Genomic DNA, 16,155 nt, shown 5'->3' on the forward strand with positions numbered 1-16,155 from the left:
TCAGCCCGTCACCCCTGCCAAAGGCCCACGCCGCGCCGCAGTTTCCACAGGTCGCCGCAGACGGCGAGACCTGCTCACCGATGTTGGTGAGTCGGGATACCGACCGGCTGCTGTGTCACAGACTCCCGCGACGCGTCCATGCGAGGCGGGTGCACCGAGGCCGCCCGGCCACCTGTTCTCGACTCCGGGCAGCCCCGGCCTATCGAGGGAAGGAATCCATTGAGCGACACCACCGACGTGACGTCGGATGTTTCCAACGTCGCTGGCGATGCCACCACTGCCGCCCCCACACGCCGTCGGCGCAGCGGCACCGGCCTGTCGGCGATGCTGCTGCCTGAGCTCCAGAGCCTGGCCGCGTCGCTCGGTATCTCCGGTACGGCTCGCATGCGCAAGGGCGAGCTGATCAGCGCGATCACCGAGCGGCAGGGCGGCGCCGCCGCCGGAACCCCTCGACCGCGGGCCGAGGTCGCGGCCGCGGCCGCTCCCGCCCGTGAGGAGGTGCACGCCGAGGTCCGCGAGGAGCGGGCCGAGACCGAGCGTCGCGCCGCCGAGCCGGCGCCGGCCGCCGAGGCGACCGAGGGTCGCACCCGCAGCCGCCGGAGCCGTGCGGCCGCCGCGACCACCGAGGCCCGACCGGCCGAGACGCGGACCGAGGAGGCTCCCGCCGAGACCGGCGAGCGTGCCGATCGGGCCGAGCGGCCGGAGCGTGCCGAGCGTGGCGAGGGCCGGGGCCGCGAGCGGGCCGAGCGTGGCGCCGAGCGGGCCGAGCGGGCCGAGCGTGGCGCCGAGCGGGCCGAGCGGGCCGAGCGTGGCGCCGAGCGGGCCGAGCGCGGCGGCGAGCGGGCCGAGCGCGGCGGCGAGCGGGCCGACCGTGGCGGTGACCGGGCCGAGCGCGGCGAGCGCACCGACCGGGGCGAGCGTGCCGACCGGGGCGAGCGCAACGAGCGGGGCGAGCGTGCCGATCGGGGCGAGCGCAACGAGCGGGGCGACCGCAACGAGCGGGGCGAGCGCGGTGACCGGGGCGACCGCAACGACCGCGGCCAGCGCGCCGAGCGCAACGACGACGGTGACGACGACGGCGAGGGCGGCGGCCGGCGCGGCCGGCGCAGCCGGTTCCGGGACCGCCGGCGCGGCCGCGGCGACCGCCCCGAGGGCGGCGACGGTGGCGGCCGCGAGCCGCAGGTCGGCGAGGACGACGTGCTCGTCCCGGTCGCCGGCATCATCGACGTGCTCGACAACTACGCCTTCGTCCGGACCACCGGCTACCTGGCCGGCCCGAACGACGTGTACGTCTCGATGTCCCAGATCAAGAAGTACGGCCTGCGCCGCGGTGACGCGATCACCGGTGCGGTCCGGGCCGCCCGTGACGGTGGCAGCGAGCAGCGGCGCGACAAGTACAACCCGCTGGTCCGGCTCGACACCATCAACGGGATGGAGCCGGACGAGGCGAAGCGCCGGCCGGAGTTCTACAAGCTCACTCCGCTGTACCCGCAGGAGCGGCTGCGGCTGGAGACCGAGCCGCACATCCTCACCACCCGGGTGATCGACCTGGTGATGCCGATCGGCAAGGGCCAGCGGGCGCTGATCGTCTCGCCGCCGAAGGCGGGTAAGACGATGGTGCTGCAGGCGATCGCGAACGCGATCACCCGCAACAACCCGGAGTGCCACCTCATGGTGGTGCTGGTCGACGAGCGGCCGGAAGAGGTCACCGACATGCAGCGGTCGGTGAAGGGCGAGGTCATCGCGGCCACGTTCGACCGTCCGCCGCAGGACCACACCACGGTGGCGGAGCTGGCGATCGAGCGGGCGAAGCGCCTGGTCGAGCTGGGCCACGACGTGGTCGTGCTGCTCGACTCGGTGACCCGGCTCGGCCGGTCGTACAACCTGGCGGCGCCGGCCAGCGGCCGGATCATGTCGGGTGGTATCGACTCCACCGCGCTCTACCCGCCGAAGCGCTTCCTGGGCGCGGCGCGGAACATCGAGAACGGTGGCTCGCTGACCATCCTCGCCACGGCGCTGGTGGAAACCGGCTCGATGGCCGACACGGTCATCTTCGAGGAGTTCAAGGGCACCGGCAACGCCGAGCTGAAGCTGGACCGGAAGATCGCCGACAAGCGGGTCTTCCCGGCGATCGACATCAACCCCTCCGGCACCCGCAAGGAGGAGGTCCTGCTCGCGCCGGAGGAGCTGGCGATCATCCACAAGCTCCGCAAGGTGCTGCACTCGCTGGACTCGCAGGCGGCGCTCGACCTCCTGCTGGACCGGCTCAAGCAGTCCCGCACGAACATCGAGTTCCTGATGCAGATCGCGAAGTCCACCCCGGGCGAGTGACCTGACGGAACTCCGGAGAGGGGCACGACCTGCGGGCCGTGCCCCTCTTCACGTCCACGGTCGAGGAGTGCTGAAGTTTTTCTTCGGTTAAGCCGGAGGGTATTGAAACTTCTGTTCAGTCTCGGGTTGACTGTGGTCCATGCGAATCCGCAGTCGATCCGCCCGTCTCGCCGGCGTCCTGCTGCTGACGCCGCTGCTCACCCTCACCGCTCCGGTCCCGCCCGGTGTGGCGGCCGCGGCCCAGCCGCGTACCCCGGCCGAGGACGCGCCGGCCGCCTCCTCCCGTCCCGACTCCGCGGTCGCCCTCGCCGGCCAGGCCGGTGTGGAGCCGGCCGACGGCCTGGAAACCGCGAAGTCCACCCGTCCGGTCGCCCCCGGACTCGACCTGACCTCCTTCGACCGCTACGACGCCGACGGCTGGCTGCGGGCCGACGCCCTCACCGCCGACCTCTCCGGCGGCCTCGCCGTCGACTACGTGAATTCCGGCGCCGTCACCCGCGACGAGCCGCTGCGCGCGGCGGTGGACCGCTCCCGGGCGGTGGCCGCGGTCAACGGCGACTTCTTCGACATCAACGCCTCCGGCGCCGCCCAGGGCATCGGCATCCGCTCCGGCGAGCTGGTCCAGTCGCCGGTGGCCGGCCACACCAATGCCGCCGCGGTCAGCGCCGAGGGGATCGGCCGGGTCATCCAGGTCGGCTTCGAGGGCACCGCCACCCTGCCCGCCGGGCCGGTGCCGCTGACCCAGTTCAACAACATGGTGCAGCGCGACGGCCTGGGCGTCTTCACCCCGCTGTGGGGCTCGTACACCCGCAAGCGGGCCGTCGAGGGCGCCGCGCGGGTGGTCGAGGTGACGGTGACCGGCGGCCGGGTCGCCACCGTGGCCACCACGGCGGGGGAGGGCCCGATCCCGGCCGGGACCACTGTGGTCCTCGGCCGCGAGGCCGGGGCCGACGCGCTCGCCGCGCTGCGCCCCGGCGACCCGGTCGACCTGACCTGGCGGCCGAAGGCGTCCGACGGGAGCAGCCCGCGCGCCGCGGTCGGCGGCGGCAGCGTGCTGGTCCGCGACGGCGTGGTGCAGACCATCGCCGACGCAAGCCTGGCCCCGCGCACCTCGGTCGGCTTCTCCGCCGACGGCCGCCGGATGATCATGCTGACGGTGGACGGCCGGCAGGTGGACAGCCGGGGCGTCACCCAGACCGAGATGGGCCGGATGATGGTCGAGCTGGGCGCGTGGAGCGCGCTCAACCTCGACGGCGGCGGCTCCTCCACGCTGCTGGCCCGGGAGCCGGGCGCGGCGGCGGTCCAGGTGGAGAACAGCCCCTCCGACGGCAGCGAGCGGCCGGTGCCGAACGGCCTGGCCATCTACGCCCCGCAGGGCAGCGGCCGGCTCACCGGCTACTGGCTGGAGACCGCGAGCGACCCGACCGCCGCGCCGGGCGTCGCCCCGATCCGCGGCGGCCGCCCGGACCGGGTCTTCCCCGGCCTGACCCGCCGGCTCACCGCGGCGGGCTACGACGAGACGTACGGGCCGGCCGCCGGCGCGCCGCACTGGCGGGCCAACCCGGCCGCCCAGGGCACCGTCGACGACGGTGTGTTCCGGGCCGGTGAGGCCGGGCGCAGCACCGTCACGGCCTGGCGCGGATCGGCGCGCGGCACCCTCGACCTGACCGTCCTCGGCCCGCTGCAGCGCGTCGACTCCACGGTGGACCGGCTCGGCCTCAACCAGCAGGGCGACAGCGGCCTGTTCGGCGTGGTCGGCTACGACGCGGAGGGCAACACCGCGCCGATCGAGCCGGCCGACCTGAAGCTCGAGTACGACCACGACCTGCTCAGCGTCACCCCCACGGCCGACGGCAACCTGGCGGTCACCGCGCTCGGCGGCACCGGCTCGGCGCTGGTCACCGTCCGGGTCGGCGCGAAGACCACCGTGCTCCCGGTCACCGTCGGGCTCACCGACGTGCCGGTGGCCGGCTTCGACGACGCCGCCTCCTGGAAGTTCAGCCAGGCGCGGGCCAGCGGCGCGGTCGCGCCGGCCGAGGGGCACACCGGCACCGGCCTCAAGATGTCGTACGACTTCGGCCAGTCCACCGGCACCCGCGCCGCGTACGCGGACCCGCCGGCCTGGATCGACGTGCCCGGTCAGCCGCAGGCGTTCGGCATGTGGATCAAGGCCAACGGCACCGGCGAGTGGCCCAGCCTGCACCTGCACGACGCCCAGGACACCCAGTTCGTGCTGCGCGGCCCCTACCTGACCTGGACCGGCTGGCGGTACGTCGAGTTCACCGTCCCGCCCGGCGTGCAGTACCCGGTGCGGGTGCGCCGGTTCTACGTGGCCGAGACCGACCCGGCCAAGCAGTACACGAGCGAGGTCGTCATCGACGACCTGGTGGCCCGGGTGCCCCCGACGGTGCAGGCGCCGGAGGAGCCGAACATCACCGACCGGGTGGTGCTGCGCGACGGCACGGTCGACGGGGCGCCCTGGCGCTTCGCCGTCATGTCCGACGCCCAGTTCGTGGCCGCGAACCCGGACAGCGACCTGGTCGCCCAGGCCCGCCGTACGCTCCGCGAGATCCGCGCGGCGAAGCCCGACTTCCTGGTCATCGACGGGGACTTCGTGGACACCGCCTATCCGGCGGACTTCGCACTGGCCAAGCGGATCCTCGACGAGGAACTGGGCGGCGAGCTGCCGTACTACTACGTCCCCGGCAACCACGAGATGATGGGCGCGCCCATCGACAACTTCCGGAGCGTGTTCGGGGACACCTCACGGGTCTTCGACCACCGGGGCACCCGCTTCGTCACCCTGAGCACGGCCACGGGATCCCTGCGCGGCGGCGGGTTCGACCAGGTGGAGCTGCTGCGCAAGACGCTCGACGCGGCGGCCGCCGACCCGGCGGTCGGTTCGGTCACCGTGCTCTTCCACCACCCGCCCCGCGATCCCAGCCCGGCCAAGGCCAGCCAGCTCGGCGACCGGAAGGAAGCGGCCCTGGTGGAGCAGTGGCTGGCCGACTTCCAGCACCGCACCGGCAAGGGCGCGCTCCTGGTCAACGGGCACGTCGGCACCTTCCACGCCGACCGGGTGGACGGCGTGCCGTACGTGATCAACGGCAACTCGGGCAAGGACCCGTCCACCCCGCCCCAGCTCGGCGGCTTCACCGGCTGGACCGAGTTCGGCGTCGACCCGGTGACCGGGCAGGAGGCGGAGCAGGCCCGCCGGGACCCGCTGGCCGAGGGGCCCGGCTGGATCGCGGCGGAGTTCCACGCCCACGTCGACCGCCTCGCCCTGGCCGCCCCGGCCGAGGTCGCGGTCGGCGCCCCGGCGACCGTCACGGCCACGCTCACCCAGCCCGGTGGCCGTACCGTCCCGGTGGCCGCCCCGGTCAGCGCCGACTGGTCCGGCTCGCCCAACCTGCTGATTGGCGGCGCCGAAGGGGTGAAGCCCTGGCACGTGGCCCGGTTCGACCCGGAGACCGGCCGGCTGACCGCGCTGCGTCCCGGCGGGCGGGTGCTGCTCGTGGTCACCGTCAACGGCGTCCGCGCCGAGGCGGCGGTGACCCTCACGGCGGCGGAGGCGCCCGCCGCCTGACCGCCCCGCCGGCGGGCTCCTCGACCTGGGGGAGGAGCCCCCGGCGGGTGCGGCGGTCGAGGAGGGGCCCCCGGGCTGACCCGGGGGCCCCTCCTCGCGTCTCAGAAGTCGCCCTCGGCGACCTGGAAGACGGTCAGGCCGAGCGAGCGCCACATCCGGACCACCTGCTGCCGGTCGTCGAAGACCCCGACCACCCGGTAGCGCTCCCGGATCTCCCGCTCGTAGATCTCCCGCTTGACGACGGCGTCCTTGCGCTGGTCGCCGACCGCCCGCAGGTGCAGCGCCAGGTAGGGGACCCGGACGTGCCGGGCCAGCCAGGCCTCGGTGTCCGCCCGGGCCGTGGCGTCCCGCCCGGAGCAGAAGACCACCGCGTGCCCGGCCGCGTGCATGGCCCGGACCGCCGCGATCACCGCCTCGTTCGGCGCGTCCTCGCCGACCCGGGTCATGTCGTACGGGCTGCGCGACACGTTCAACGCCACCGTGCCGTCGATGTCGACCAGCACGATGTCGGGGCGCTCGGCGGCCTCCCGCTCGACCCGGGCCGGGCCGCCGGTCCGGACGGTCGGCACCGGCAGCGGTAACGGGCGGTTCGCCAGGTAGCGCTCGTGCAGCCGGCGGATCGCGGCCTCGCCGACCCGGTCCACCTCGGGACGCGCGGCGTCCCGGCGCAGGCACTCCTCCAGCGGCACGTCGGTGAAGTCGTGCACCTCGAACGCCGCGCCGTACCGGGCGGCCAGCTCGGCCCAGTCCCGCAGGGTGCGTGAGCGCAGGTTGGTGTCGTCGACGCAGACGCTCACCCGGGCCGCCAGCAGCGCCTCCACCTGGGCCCGCTGCACGCGGGTGACCTGCCCCTCGGCCCACTGGGTGAAGAGCCGTTCGCCGTGCATCATCCGGCGCAGGTCGTCCCGGTTGATCCGGACCACGCCCGGCTGGAGCCGGCGGGCGAAGGTGGTCTTGCCGGAGGCGGGCAACCCGCGGGTGGCGATCAGGCGGAACATCCCGTACCTCCCGTTCGTGCCTCTGCAGTCTCCACGAATGCCCGCGGGACGGGCGGGAATGCGTACCGGGAGGTGAGTGTTGCGTCTGCCGGACCTGGTGTGCGGCCCGCTCGACGGGTCGGCGGAAGCCCATGGCACACTGGTCAATCGGCCACCGGTTCCGGTTCACGCCCGAGCCCGTCGCGACGACGGGGAGCACGACGGCGACCCGGCGACCACCGACGAAAGGACCGAGGCGACATGAAGCCCAACATCCACCCGGAGTACGTGACCACCGAGGTCCGCTGCTCCTGCGGCAACACGTTCACGACCCGCAGCACCGCCAAGGGCGGTTCGATCAGCGTCGAGACCTGCAGCGCCTGCCACCCGTTCTACACGGGCAAGCAGCGCGTGCTGGACACCGCCGGCCGGGTCGCGAAGTTCCAGCAGAAGTACGCCAAGGTTCAGGCCAAGAAGGCCAAGTAGCTCCGTCGACGACGCCCGTGTCCGGCTCCGTGCCGGGCACGGGCGTTCGTCCGTTTGTGCCCGGTTCCGCCCGCCCCCGCCCGGTCGTCGTCGTCGAAGGAGCACCCGCAGCATGAGCAGTGAGCGCCTGGCCGCCCTCCTCGACGAGTACGCCGAGCTGGAGCGGCGGCTGGCCGACCCCGCCATCCACGCCGACCAGGGCACCGCCCGCCGCGTCGGCCGGCGCTACGCGGAGCTGGTCCCGCTGTACAAGGCCGCCGGCGAGCTGGAGCAGGCGCGGGCCGACCTGGCCGCCGCCCGGGAGCTGGCCGCCGAGGACCCGGCCTTCGCCACCGAGGCCGAGGCGATCGCGTCGTCCCTGCCGGCGCTGGAGGAGCGGCTGGCCGAGCTGCTCATCCCGCGCGACCCGCACGACGCCAAGGACGTCATCGTCGAGATCAAGGCCGGTGAGGGCGGTGAGGAGTCGGCGCTGTTCGCCGGCGACCTGCTGCGGATGTACACCCGCTACGCCGAGCGGCGCGGCTGGGTCACCGAGGTGATCGACGCGCAGGACTCCGACCTCGGCGGGGTCAAGGACGTCTCCCTGGCGATCAAGACCAAGGGCGTGCCGGAGGGTGGCAACGGCGTCTGGTCCCGGCTCAAGTGGGAGGGCGGCGTGCACCGGGTGCAGCGCGTCCCGGTCACCGAGTCGCAGGGCCGGATCCACACCAGCGCGGCCGGCGTCCTGGTGCTGCCCGAGGCCGAGGACGTGGACGTCACCATCGACCCGAACGACCTGCGGATCGACGTGTTCCGCTCGTCCGGGCCGGGCGGCCAGTCGGTCAACACGACCGACTCGGCGGTGCGGATCACCCACGTGCCCACCGGCATCGTGGTGTCCTGCCAGAACGAGAAGTCGCAGCTGCAGAACCGTGAGCAGGCCATGCGGATCCTGCGGGCCCGGATCCTCGCCGCGGCCCAGGAGCAGGCCGACGCGGCCGCCTCGGACGCCCGCAAGGCGCAGGTGCGCACCGTGGACCGGTCGGAGCGGATCCGCACCTACAACTTCCCGCAGAACCGGATCACCGACCACCGGATCGGCTACACGGCCTACAACCTCGACCTGGCGCTGGCCGGCGAGCTGGACGGGGTGCTCGACGCCCTGGGCGAGGCCGACCGCGCCGCGCGGCTGGCCGGCGAGACGGAGCTGGCCCGGCGCTGACCCCCGGCCGGGCGCCCGCGCTCAGGAGGCGCGGAGGCGGTCCTTGGCGCGCAGCATCTCCCGGTCGGCCAGCTCGAACGCGGCGCCCAGCGCCTCCCGGACGCTCACGCCGGCGCCCCCGTCGACCTCGGCGAAGCCGATGCTCACGCCGACCGGGGTGCCGGGGACCAGCGACTCCCAGTCCTCGGTGTGCACGGCGGCCTGGATCCGCCGGGCCACCTCGGCCGCCTCGGCCATGCCGGTCTCCGGCAGCACCACGACGAACTCGTCCCCGCCGTAGCGGGACACGAAGTCGCCCCGCCGCATCACCCGGTTGATCACTCCGGCGATCCGTTGCAGCACCAGGTCGCCCGAGTGGTGGCCGTGCCGGGTGTTGACCGCCTTGAACCCGTCGAGGTCGCAGACGCCGATCACCACCCGCTCGCCCCGGGCCACCACCGCGCCGATGTAGCGCTCCAGCCGGCGCCGGTTGGGCAACCCGGTGAGCGGATCGGTGAGGGCCTCGCCCTCGTAGCGCGCGGCCTCGCGGCGCATCTCCTCGTGGTCGATCCGGGCGGCGATGCCGTCGATGTAGACGTCCCGCAGCCGGTCGCTGCGCTGCGCGGCCAGCCGGAAGGCGTGCCGGTCGGCCCGGTGCGCGGCGGCGTGGTCGCCGGCCCGGGCGAGCGCGACGCTGCGCAGCCGGGGCGCCTCGGCGGCGCCCAGCGTCTCGTCGGAGACCCGGATGGTGTCCAGCCGGGTGACCGCCTCGATCGGCCGGCCCTCGGCGACGGCCAGGCAGACCTGACCGAGCTGGCGCAGGTCGCGGGCGCGGGCGCTGTCCCCGCCGTGCGCGAGCAGCCGGGCCGGGTCGGCGTCCCCGCCGGAGTCCACCCGGTCGCCGAGGGCGGCCCGGCGGGCCGCGGCGTAGCCGTAGGCGGCCAGGCTGCTCGGCCGGAGGCTGTCGGCGCGCCCCCGGCGCAGGAACCGGGCGAGGTCGCCGGCCACGTCGCGGAGCACCCGCAGGCAGCCGTCGCTGTCGCCGTTGTGGTCCAGCGCCACCGCGTTGCGCAGCCGGATGCCGGGCGCGGCGAAGGTCTCCTCCGGGATGCCGGCGGTCAGCCCGACCTGCCGGGCGCGTTCGATCGCACCGAGCGCGTGGCCGTGGAAGCTCAGGTAGGAGTAGGCCATCGCGAGGTCGTGCCAGCCCCAGGCGGTGTCCCGGTCCGGGTCGTCGTCGGCGCCGAGTGCCCGGGCGGCCCGGACCAGGTGGCTGACGCAGCGGTCCAGCGCGCCCTGGTGGTGCGCGGCGAGCGCGGCGAGGGCGTGGAGGTGCCCGTGCAGGTAGGGCTCGGCCAGGTCCCGGACGGCTGCGGAGGCGTCCTCGATGGCCCGGGTGAACTCCGCCGTCCGACCGAGATTGATCAGTGCGGAGAGGCGCTGCACGAGGGCGTCCGCCCGCGCGCACGGGTCGTCGGTGGTGCGGATGACCCGGTCCAGCAGCGCGCACGCCTCCGCCGAGCGGCTGACCTCCTGCAACGCCCGGGCGCGCCGGAGGGCGTCAACCTGGTCCTCGACCCGGTCGAGCCAGCCCACTCGCGACCTCCTGTCGGTGTGCTCCCGGACGCACCCGCTCGTGAGGTGACCCGCGACGCTTCATGATTATGTCGTGACCTCCCTCCCGCAACACCCGTCCGAAGGGTCAGAACGCGAGCGCCCCTCACGGGTGGTCGCCCGGGCGGCCCGGGCCCTGGCCGCGGCGGGGGTGGAGGCGGCCCGCGCCGAGGCCGAGCAGCTGGCCGCGTACGTGCTGGACGTGCCGCGCGGCCGGCTGGCGCTGGCCGACGGCTTCACCCCGGCGCAGCGCGACCGCCTCGACACACTGGTCGACCGGCGGGTGGCCCGGGAACCCCTCCAGCACCTCACCGGCGTCGCCGGCTTCCGCCACCTGGAGCTGGCGGTCGGCCCGGGCGTCTTCGTGCCCCGCCCGGAGACCGAACTGCTCGCCGGCTGGGGGATCGAGCAGGCCGGCCGGTGGGCCGCGCCGGTGGTCGTCGACCTGTGCAGCGGGTCCGGTGCGATCGCCCTGGCGGTCGCCCAGGAGCTGCCGTCGGCCCGGGTGGTGGCCGTGGAGCGGTCCCCGGCGGCGCTGGACTGGCTGCGCCGCAACGCCGCCGAGCGGGCCGCGGCGGGGGACCGGCCGATCGAGGTGGTCGCCGCCGACGTCACCGACCCGGCGCTCCTCGCCGACCTGGTGGGCCGGGTCGACGTGCTGCTGTGCAACCCGCCGTACGTGCCCCGGTCGGTGGTGGTGCCGCCCGAGGTGGCCCGCCACGACCCGGACGAGGCGGTGTTCGGCGGCGCGGACGGGCTGGACGTCATCCGCCCGGTGGTCGGCCGCGCCGCCGCGCTGCTGCGCCCCGGCGGCGTGCTCGGCGTCGAGCACGACGACACCCACGCCAGGGCGGTGCCCGCGCTGCTCGCCGCCGACGGCCGGTACGAGCGGGTCGAGGAGCACCGTGACCTGGTCGGCCGGCCCCGCTGGGCGACCGCGTCCCGCCGGGCGGACGGCCAGCACGCCGATGCCGCCCCGGCGTGGCAGACTGGCTCCTCGTGATGCTCTACGACTGTCGGTCGCCGGCAGACCGGGACCGCGGCGTCGAGGCGGCCATCGAGGCGGTCAAGAACGGTGAACTCGTCGTCCTGCCGACCGACACGGTCTACGGCGTCGGGGCCGACGCCTTCACGCCGTACGCCGTGAAGGCCCTCGCGGACGCCAAGGGTGGCGCGCGGCAGGCGCCGCCGGTGCTGATCGGTTCCCGGCACACCCTCGACGGCCTGGTCTTCTCGCTGCCCCGTTCGGCCCGGGAGCTGGTCGAGGCGTTCTGGCCGGGCGCGCTGACCATCGTGGTGGAGCACTCGCCGAGCCTGGCCTGGGACCTGGGCGACTCCAGCGGCACGGTGGCGGTGCGGATGCCGCTGCACCCGGTGGCGCTGGAGGTGCTGCGGGAGACCGGCCCCATGGCGGTGGCCTCGGCCAACAAGGTCGGCCAGCCCGCGGCGCTCACCGCCGAGGAGGCCCGCGACCAGCTCGGCTACGGCGTCCGTGCCTACCTGGAGGCCGGCCCGGCGCTCGACCCGGTGCCGAGCACCATCGTCGACCTGACCGGCGAGGTGCCCCGGGTGCTGCGCCAGGGCGCGGTGACGCTGGAGAAGCTGCGCGACGTGGTGCCGGACATCCGCGACGAGCGGGGGGTCTGAGTGCCGCCGTTCACCGTGCTGCACGTCTGCATGGGCAACATCTGCCGGTCCCCGATGGCCGAGCGCCTGCTGGCGGTCGCCGTGCGGGAGCGGCTGGGCCGGCTGGGCGTCGACCCGGCCCGCTCCGACGAGCTGGTGCACAGCCACAGCGCCGGCACCGGCGGCTGGCACGCCGGCGAGGAGATGAACCCGCCCGCCGCCCGGCAGGTGATCTCGCGCGGTGGTGCGGTCGACGGGTTCGCCGCCCGCCGGCTCCGCTCCGACCTGATCGACGCCGCCGACCTGGTCCTCACCGCCACGGCCGACCAGCAGGAGTACGTGGTGGCGCTGCGCCCGGACGCGGCCGCGCGCACCTTCGTGCTGGGCGAGTTCGGCCGGCTGCTCGGCGCGCTGGACCGGGCCGGGCTGCCCCCGGTGGAGGCCACCCCGGACGCGGTGTACGCCCGGGGCGTGGCGCTGGTGGCGGCGGCGGACGCGGCCCGCCAGGGCAGCACCGCGCTGCCCACCGACGACCTCGACGACCCGTGGGGTCGCGGCGACCAGTGCTTCAGCCGGGTGGCCGACGAGATCGAGGAGACCGTCCAGCCGCTGGCCACCGCGCTGCTTCCCTGAGGTTCATCCTTCCTCGCGAACTTCCTGCGCATTTCGCCGAAGATGGCGGCGAAACCGCCGATTCCGGTCATTCTGAACGGGTCCGTACGGCCGGCTCCTGCGGGGAGAGCTGATGAACCGGGCCCATCTCGACAAGCTGTTCACCGTCCTGCTCGCCGGCGTACTCGCCGGGCTGGCCCTGGCCGCTGCCGCGCTGCCGGCCGCGCTGGTCTTCGGGCTCGGCTTCAAGAACCTCATGCCCTACGCCGCGCTGCCGGAGTCGCTGAAATCGCCGCAGCCGGCCCAGCGTTCCAACCTCTACGCCAGCGACGGCCGCACGCTGATCACCTCGTTCTACACCGAGGACCGGGTGGACGTGCCGATCGGGGAGGTGGCGCCGGTGATGCGGCAGGCCATCGTGGCCGCCGAGGACGTCCGGTTCTACCAGCACCACGGCGTCGACGTGCGCGGGGTGGCGCGGGCCTTCACGGCCAACCGGCGGGAGGGCACCCGGCAGGGCGCGTCCACGCTGACCATGCAGTACGTGCGCAACGCGCTGGCCGGTGACCCCCGGCTCACCGAGGAGCAGCGGGCCAGGGCCACCGAGATCACCGTCGGCCGCAAGATCCGCGAGATGCGGTACGCGCTGGCCCTGGAGCGCCGGGTCAGCAAGGACGAGATCCTCGGGCGCTACCTGAACATCGCCTACTTCGGCGCCGGCGCGTACGGCATCGCGGCGGCCAGCAAGCGCTACTTCTCCACCACGCCCGACAAGCTCACCCTGGCCCAGTCGGCGCTGCTCGCCGGGCTGGTCCGCTCACCCGACACCGACGACCCGATCAACGGCGACGCCGACTCGGCGCTGGGCCGCCGGGCGTACGTGCTGGACCGGATGGTCGAGACCGGCCAGGTGACCGAGGCGGACGCCGCCCGGGCCCGGGCCGAGCAGCTCAACCTCAAGCCCAGCGCCACCCCCAACGACTGCACCGCGGTGCCCGCCGCGCACAACGACTGGGGCTTCTTCTGCGACTGGTTCACCCAGTGGTGGAACGCCCAGCCCGCCTTCGGCAACACGGCCGACGAGCGGCAGCGCACGCTGCGCCGGGGCGGCTGGTCGATCGTCACCTCGCTCGACGCCGACGTGCAGGCCAAGGCCACCGAGCAGGTGCAGCGGATCTATCCGAACACCAACCAGCGAGCCGCGCCGACCGCGGTGGTGCAGCCGGGCACCGGCCGGGTGCTGGCCATGGCGGTGAACCGCGCCTACAGCGTGGCCCCGAACCCGACCGCCGGGCAGAACTACCCGAACACGGTCAACCAGCTGGTCGCCGGCGGCGCGGGCATCGAGGGCTACCAGGCCGGCTCGACGTTCAAGCTCTTCGCCGTCCTGGCCGCGCTGGAGTCCGGCCTGCCGCTGAGCACCGAGTTCGACGCGCCCAGCGTCTTCGTCACCAGGTACCCGATCGACGGTGGCCCGGCGAGCTGCGCCGGGCACTGGTGCCCGGAGAACGCCAACCCGACGTGGATGGACGGCGACCGCACCATGTGGGACGCGTTCGGCCGTTCGGTGAACACCTACTTCGCCTGGCTGACCGAGCGGGTCGGCGCGGACCGGGTGGTGGAGATGGCCCAGCGGCTGGGCATCGTGTTCCGCTCGCCGGAGGACGCCAAGCTGGCCCGGGACGGCGCGAAGAACTGGGGGCCGTTCACCCTCGGGGTCTCCTCCACCACCCCGCTCGACCTGGCCAACGCGTACGCCACGGTGGCCGCCGAGGGCACCTGGTGCCGGCCCACCCCGATCACCTCGATCAGCGACCCGACCGGCCGGAAGGTGGCCGCCGGCGACCCGGACTGCCGGCAGGTGCTCGACACCGAGGTGGCCCGGGCGGCGGCGGACGCGGCCCGCTGCCCGGTCGGTGACCAGTCGATGTACCGCCGCTGCGACGGCGGCACCGCCGAGGAGCTCCAGCCCGGGCTGCGCCGGCCGCTGGCCGGCAAGACCGGCAGTTCCGAGCGGAACGCCACGGAGACCGTGGTCGCGTTCACGCCGCAGCTCTCCGTGGCCACCATCGCCGCGAACCCGGACAACCCGCGGGACGCCGTGGGCGGCGGGGTCCAGGTCCGCCAGATCGAGGCCGTGGGCCGCCTTCTCGCGTGGGCCCTGCGGGACCAGCCCGTCCTGGACTTCGTCCCGCCGAGCCAGACGGTGGCCTTCGAGCGCACCAGCCCGCGCACCGGCAACTGACGGTCGGCGGGGCCGGGCCGGCCGTCAGCGGGGGCCGGGCCGCTCGGCGCCGCGGGCGATGTTGCGGGCCATGCCGCCGAAGACGACGGCGTGGAACGGGGCGACCGAGGCCCAGTAGAGGTGACCGGGGAGGCCGTGGGGGAGGAAGACGGCGCGCTGGACGTACCGGCTGCGGCCGTCGCCGGCCGGCTCGACGCGCATCTCCAGCCAGGCGCGGCCGGGCAGCCGCATCTCGGCGCGCAGCCGCAGCAGCTCACCGGGCACGATCTCCTCGACCCGCCAGAAGTCCAGCGCCTCGCCGACCTGGAGGTGGTGCGGGTCGCGCCGGCCCCGGCGCAGCCCCACCCCGCCGATGAGCCGGTCCAGCCAGCCCCGCACCGACCAGGCCAGCGGGAACGAGTACCAGCCGTGCTCGCCGCCGACCCCCTCGACGACCCGCCACAGGGCCGCCGCGGGGGCGCCCACCGCCCGTTCCCGCACATCGGTGTACGCCGTCCCGCCGGACCACTGCGGATCGCTGGGCAGCGGCTCGGCCGGGGCGTCCGGCCCGCTCGCGGTCGACCATCGGGTCTCGACCCGGCCGTCGCGCACCTTGGCCAGCGCCAGCGCGACCGCCTCGTCGAAGCCGGTCAGCCCACCGGGTGGGTCGGGCACGTACCGGGCGATGTCGTGCTCGTGGGCCACGGCCTCGTGGACCAGGCTCTCCACCAGCGGCCGGGCGATCGCGTTCGGCACCGGCGTCACCCAGCCGACCCAGTGCGAGGACAGCGACGGGGTCAGCGGCCGCACCCGCAGGATGACCCGCCGGCGCAGCCTGGCGACCCGCGCGTACCGCTGCATCATCTGCTCGAAGGTGAGCACCTCCGGGCCGCCGATGTCGAACCCCCGGTTCACGTCGGGCGGCAGGTCGGCGCAGCCGGCCAGGTAGCGCAGCACGTCGCGGACGGCGATCGGCTGGATCCGGTTGCGCACCCAGCGCGGGGTGACCATCGCCGGCAGCCGCTCGGTCAGATGCCGCAGCATCTCGAACGAGGCCGAGCCCGAGCCGATGATCACCGCGGCCCGCAGCACGGCCGTCGGCACCCCGCTGTCCAGGAGGATCCGGCCGACCTCCGCGCGGGACCGCAGGTGCGGCGACGGGACCTTCTCGTCCGCCGCCGGCTCCGGCCCACCCAGGTAGACGATCCGGCGTACGCCCGCGGCGCGGGCCGCCGTGGCGAAGTTGATCGCGGCCTCCCGGTCGGCCGCCTCGAAGCCCCGCTGGCCGAGGGAGTGGACCAGGTAGTAGGCCACGTCCACGCCCTCGAACGCGGCCGGCAGCGTCTCCGGTCGGCGCAGGTCCCCCTCGGCGATCTCGGCCCGGGACACCCAGGGCACGTCGCGCAGCCGCCCGGCCTTGCGGGCCAGGCAGCGCACGGTGTGCCCGTCGGCCAGCAGCCGGGGCGCGAGGCGGCCGCCGATGTAACCGGTGGCGCCGGTGACGAGGCATCTCACGGCT

The 16,155-nt window shown here is 74.7% G+C and carries 11 protein-coding genes; 8 read left to right on the forward strand and 3 right to left on the reverse strand.

What is annotated here, in order from left to right; genetic code table 11:
- Nucleotides 1-219: 219 nt before the first annotated feature.
- Nucleotides 220-2,331, forward strand: a complete 2,112-nt coding sequence (gene rho, locus RMN56_RS17105; protein WP_313718438.1) for a transcription termination factor Rho — start codon at nucleotides 220-222, stop codon at nucleotides 2,329-2,331.
- Nucleotides 2,332-2,470: 139 nt separating this feature from the next.
- On the forward strand, nucleotides 2,471-5,917 hold the full coding sequence (locus RMN56_RS17110) for a phosphodiester glycosidase family protein (RefSeq protein ID WP_313718439.1): 3,447 nt from the start codon (nucleotides 2,471-2,473) through the stop codon (nucleotides 5,915-5,917).
- 101 nt (nucleotides 5,918-6,018) lie between these two features.
- Here the strand turns inward: RMN56_RS17110 and RMN56_RS17115 are convergent, their stop codons facing one another.
- Nucleotides 6,019-6,915: a phosphatase domain-containing protein gene (locus RMN56_RS17115; protein WP_313718440.1), complete on the reverse strand. Its 897-nt coding sequence runs from the start codon at nucleotides 6,913-6,915 to the stop codon at nucleotides 6,019-6,021.
- Nucleotides 6,916-7,155: 240 nt separating this feature from the next.
- Here RMN56_RS17115 and rpmE point away from each other — a divergent pair, with 240 nt between their 5' ends.
- Both rpmE and prfA read left to right on the forward strand, forming a co-directional pair.
- The gene (rpmE, locus tag RMN56_RS17120; protein WP_091262200.1) at nucleotides 7,156-7,380 is read left to right on the forward strand and encodes a 50S ribosomal protein L31; all 225 of its coding nucleotides are present in this window, start codon (nucleotides 7,156-7,158) and stop codon (nucleotides 7,378-7,380) included.
- Nucleotides 7,381-7,492: 112 nt separating this feature from the next.
- Entirely contained in the window at nucleotides 7,493-8,581 is a 1,089-nt protein-coding gene (gene prfA, locus RMN56_RS17125) for a peptide chain release factor 1 (protein WP_313718442.1), read from the forward strand.
- Between the two features lie 21 nt (nucleotides 8,582-8,602).
- On the opposite strand, the gene RMN56_RS17130 is transcribed toward prfA, so the two are convergent.
- Nucleotides 8,603-10,156: a GGDEF domain-containing protein gene (locus RMN56_RS17130; RefSeq protein ID WP_313718443.1), complete on the reverse strand. Its 1,554-nt coding sequence runs from the start codon at nucleotides 10,154-10,156 to the stop codon at nucleotides 8,603-8,605.
- Nucleotides 10,157-10,229: 73 nt separating this feature from the next.
- Here RMN56_RS17130 and prmC point away from each other — a divergent pair, with 73 nt between their 5' ends.
- The 4 genes from prmC to RMN56_RS17150 all read left to right on the forward strand — a co-directional run bounded on the left by prmC (nucleotide 10,230) and on the right by RMN56_RS17150 (nucleotide 14,657).
- The gene (prmC, locus tag RMN56_RS17135) at nucleotides 10,230-11,177 is read left to right on the forward strand and encodes a peptide chain release factor N(5)-glutamine methyltransferase (protein ID WP_313718444.1); all 948 of its coding nucleotides are present in this window, start codon (nucleotides 10,230-10,232) and stop codon (nucleotides 11,175-11,177) included.
- Nucleotides 11,177-11,821, forward strand: a complete 645-nt coding sequence (locus RMN56_RS17140) for an L-threonylcarbamoyladenylate synthase (RefSeq protein WP_313724769.1) — start codon at nucleotides 11,177-11,179, stop codon at nucleotides 11,819-11,821. The genes prmC and RMN56_RS17140 overlap by 1 nt, the downstream gene beginning before the upstream one ends.
- A complete protein-coding gene (locus RMN56_RS17145; protein WP_313718445.1) occupies nucleotides 11,822-12,433 on the forward strand; it encodes an arsenate reductase/protein-tyrosine-phosphatase family protein in 612 nt (203 codons plus the stop codon).
- 112 nt (nucleotides 12,434-12,545) lie between these two features.
- On the forward strand, nucleotides 12,546-14,657 hold the full coding sequence (locus RMN56_RS17150; RefSeq protein ID WP_313718446.1) for a transglycosylase domain-containing protein: 2,112 nt from the start codon (nucleotides 12,546-12,548) through the stop codon (nucleotides 14,655-14,657).
- A 24-nt stretch (nucleotides 14,658-14,681) separates the two neighbouring features.
- Here the strand turns inward: RMN56_RS17150 and RMN56_RS17155 are convergent, their stop codons facing one another.
- Complete coding sequence (locus RMN56_RS17155) at nucleotides 14,682-16,151, reverse strand: SDR family oxidoreductase (protein ID WP_313718447.1); 1,470 nt, start codon at nucleotides 16,149-16,151, stop codon at nucleotides 14,682-14,684.
- Nucleotides 16,152-16,155 lie beyond the last annotated feature (4 nt).

Origin of the sequence: Micromonospora halotolerans, assembly GCF_032108445.1 — a bacterium.
GTDB lineage: Bacteria > Actinomycetota > Actinomycetes > Mycobacteriales > Micromonosporaceae > Micromonospora > Micromonospora halotolerans.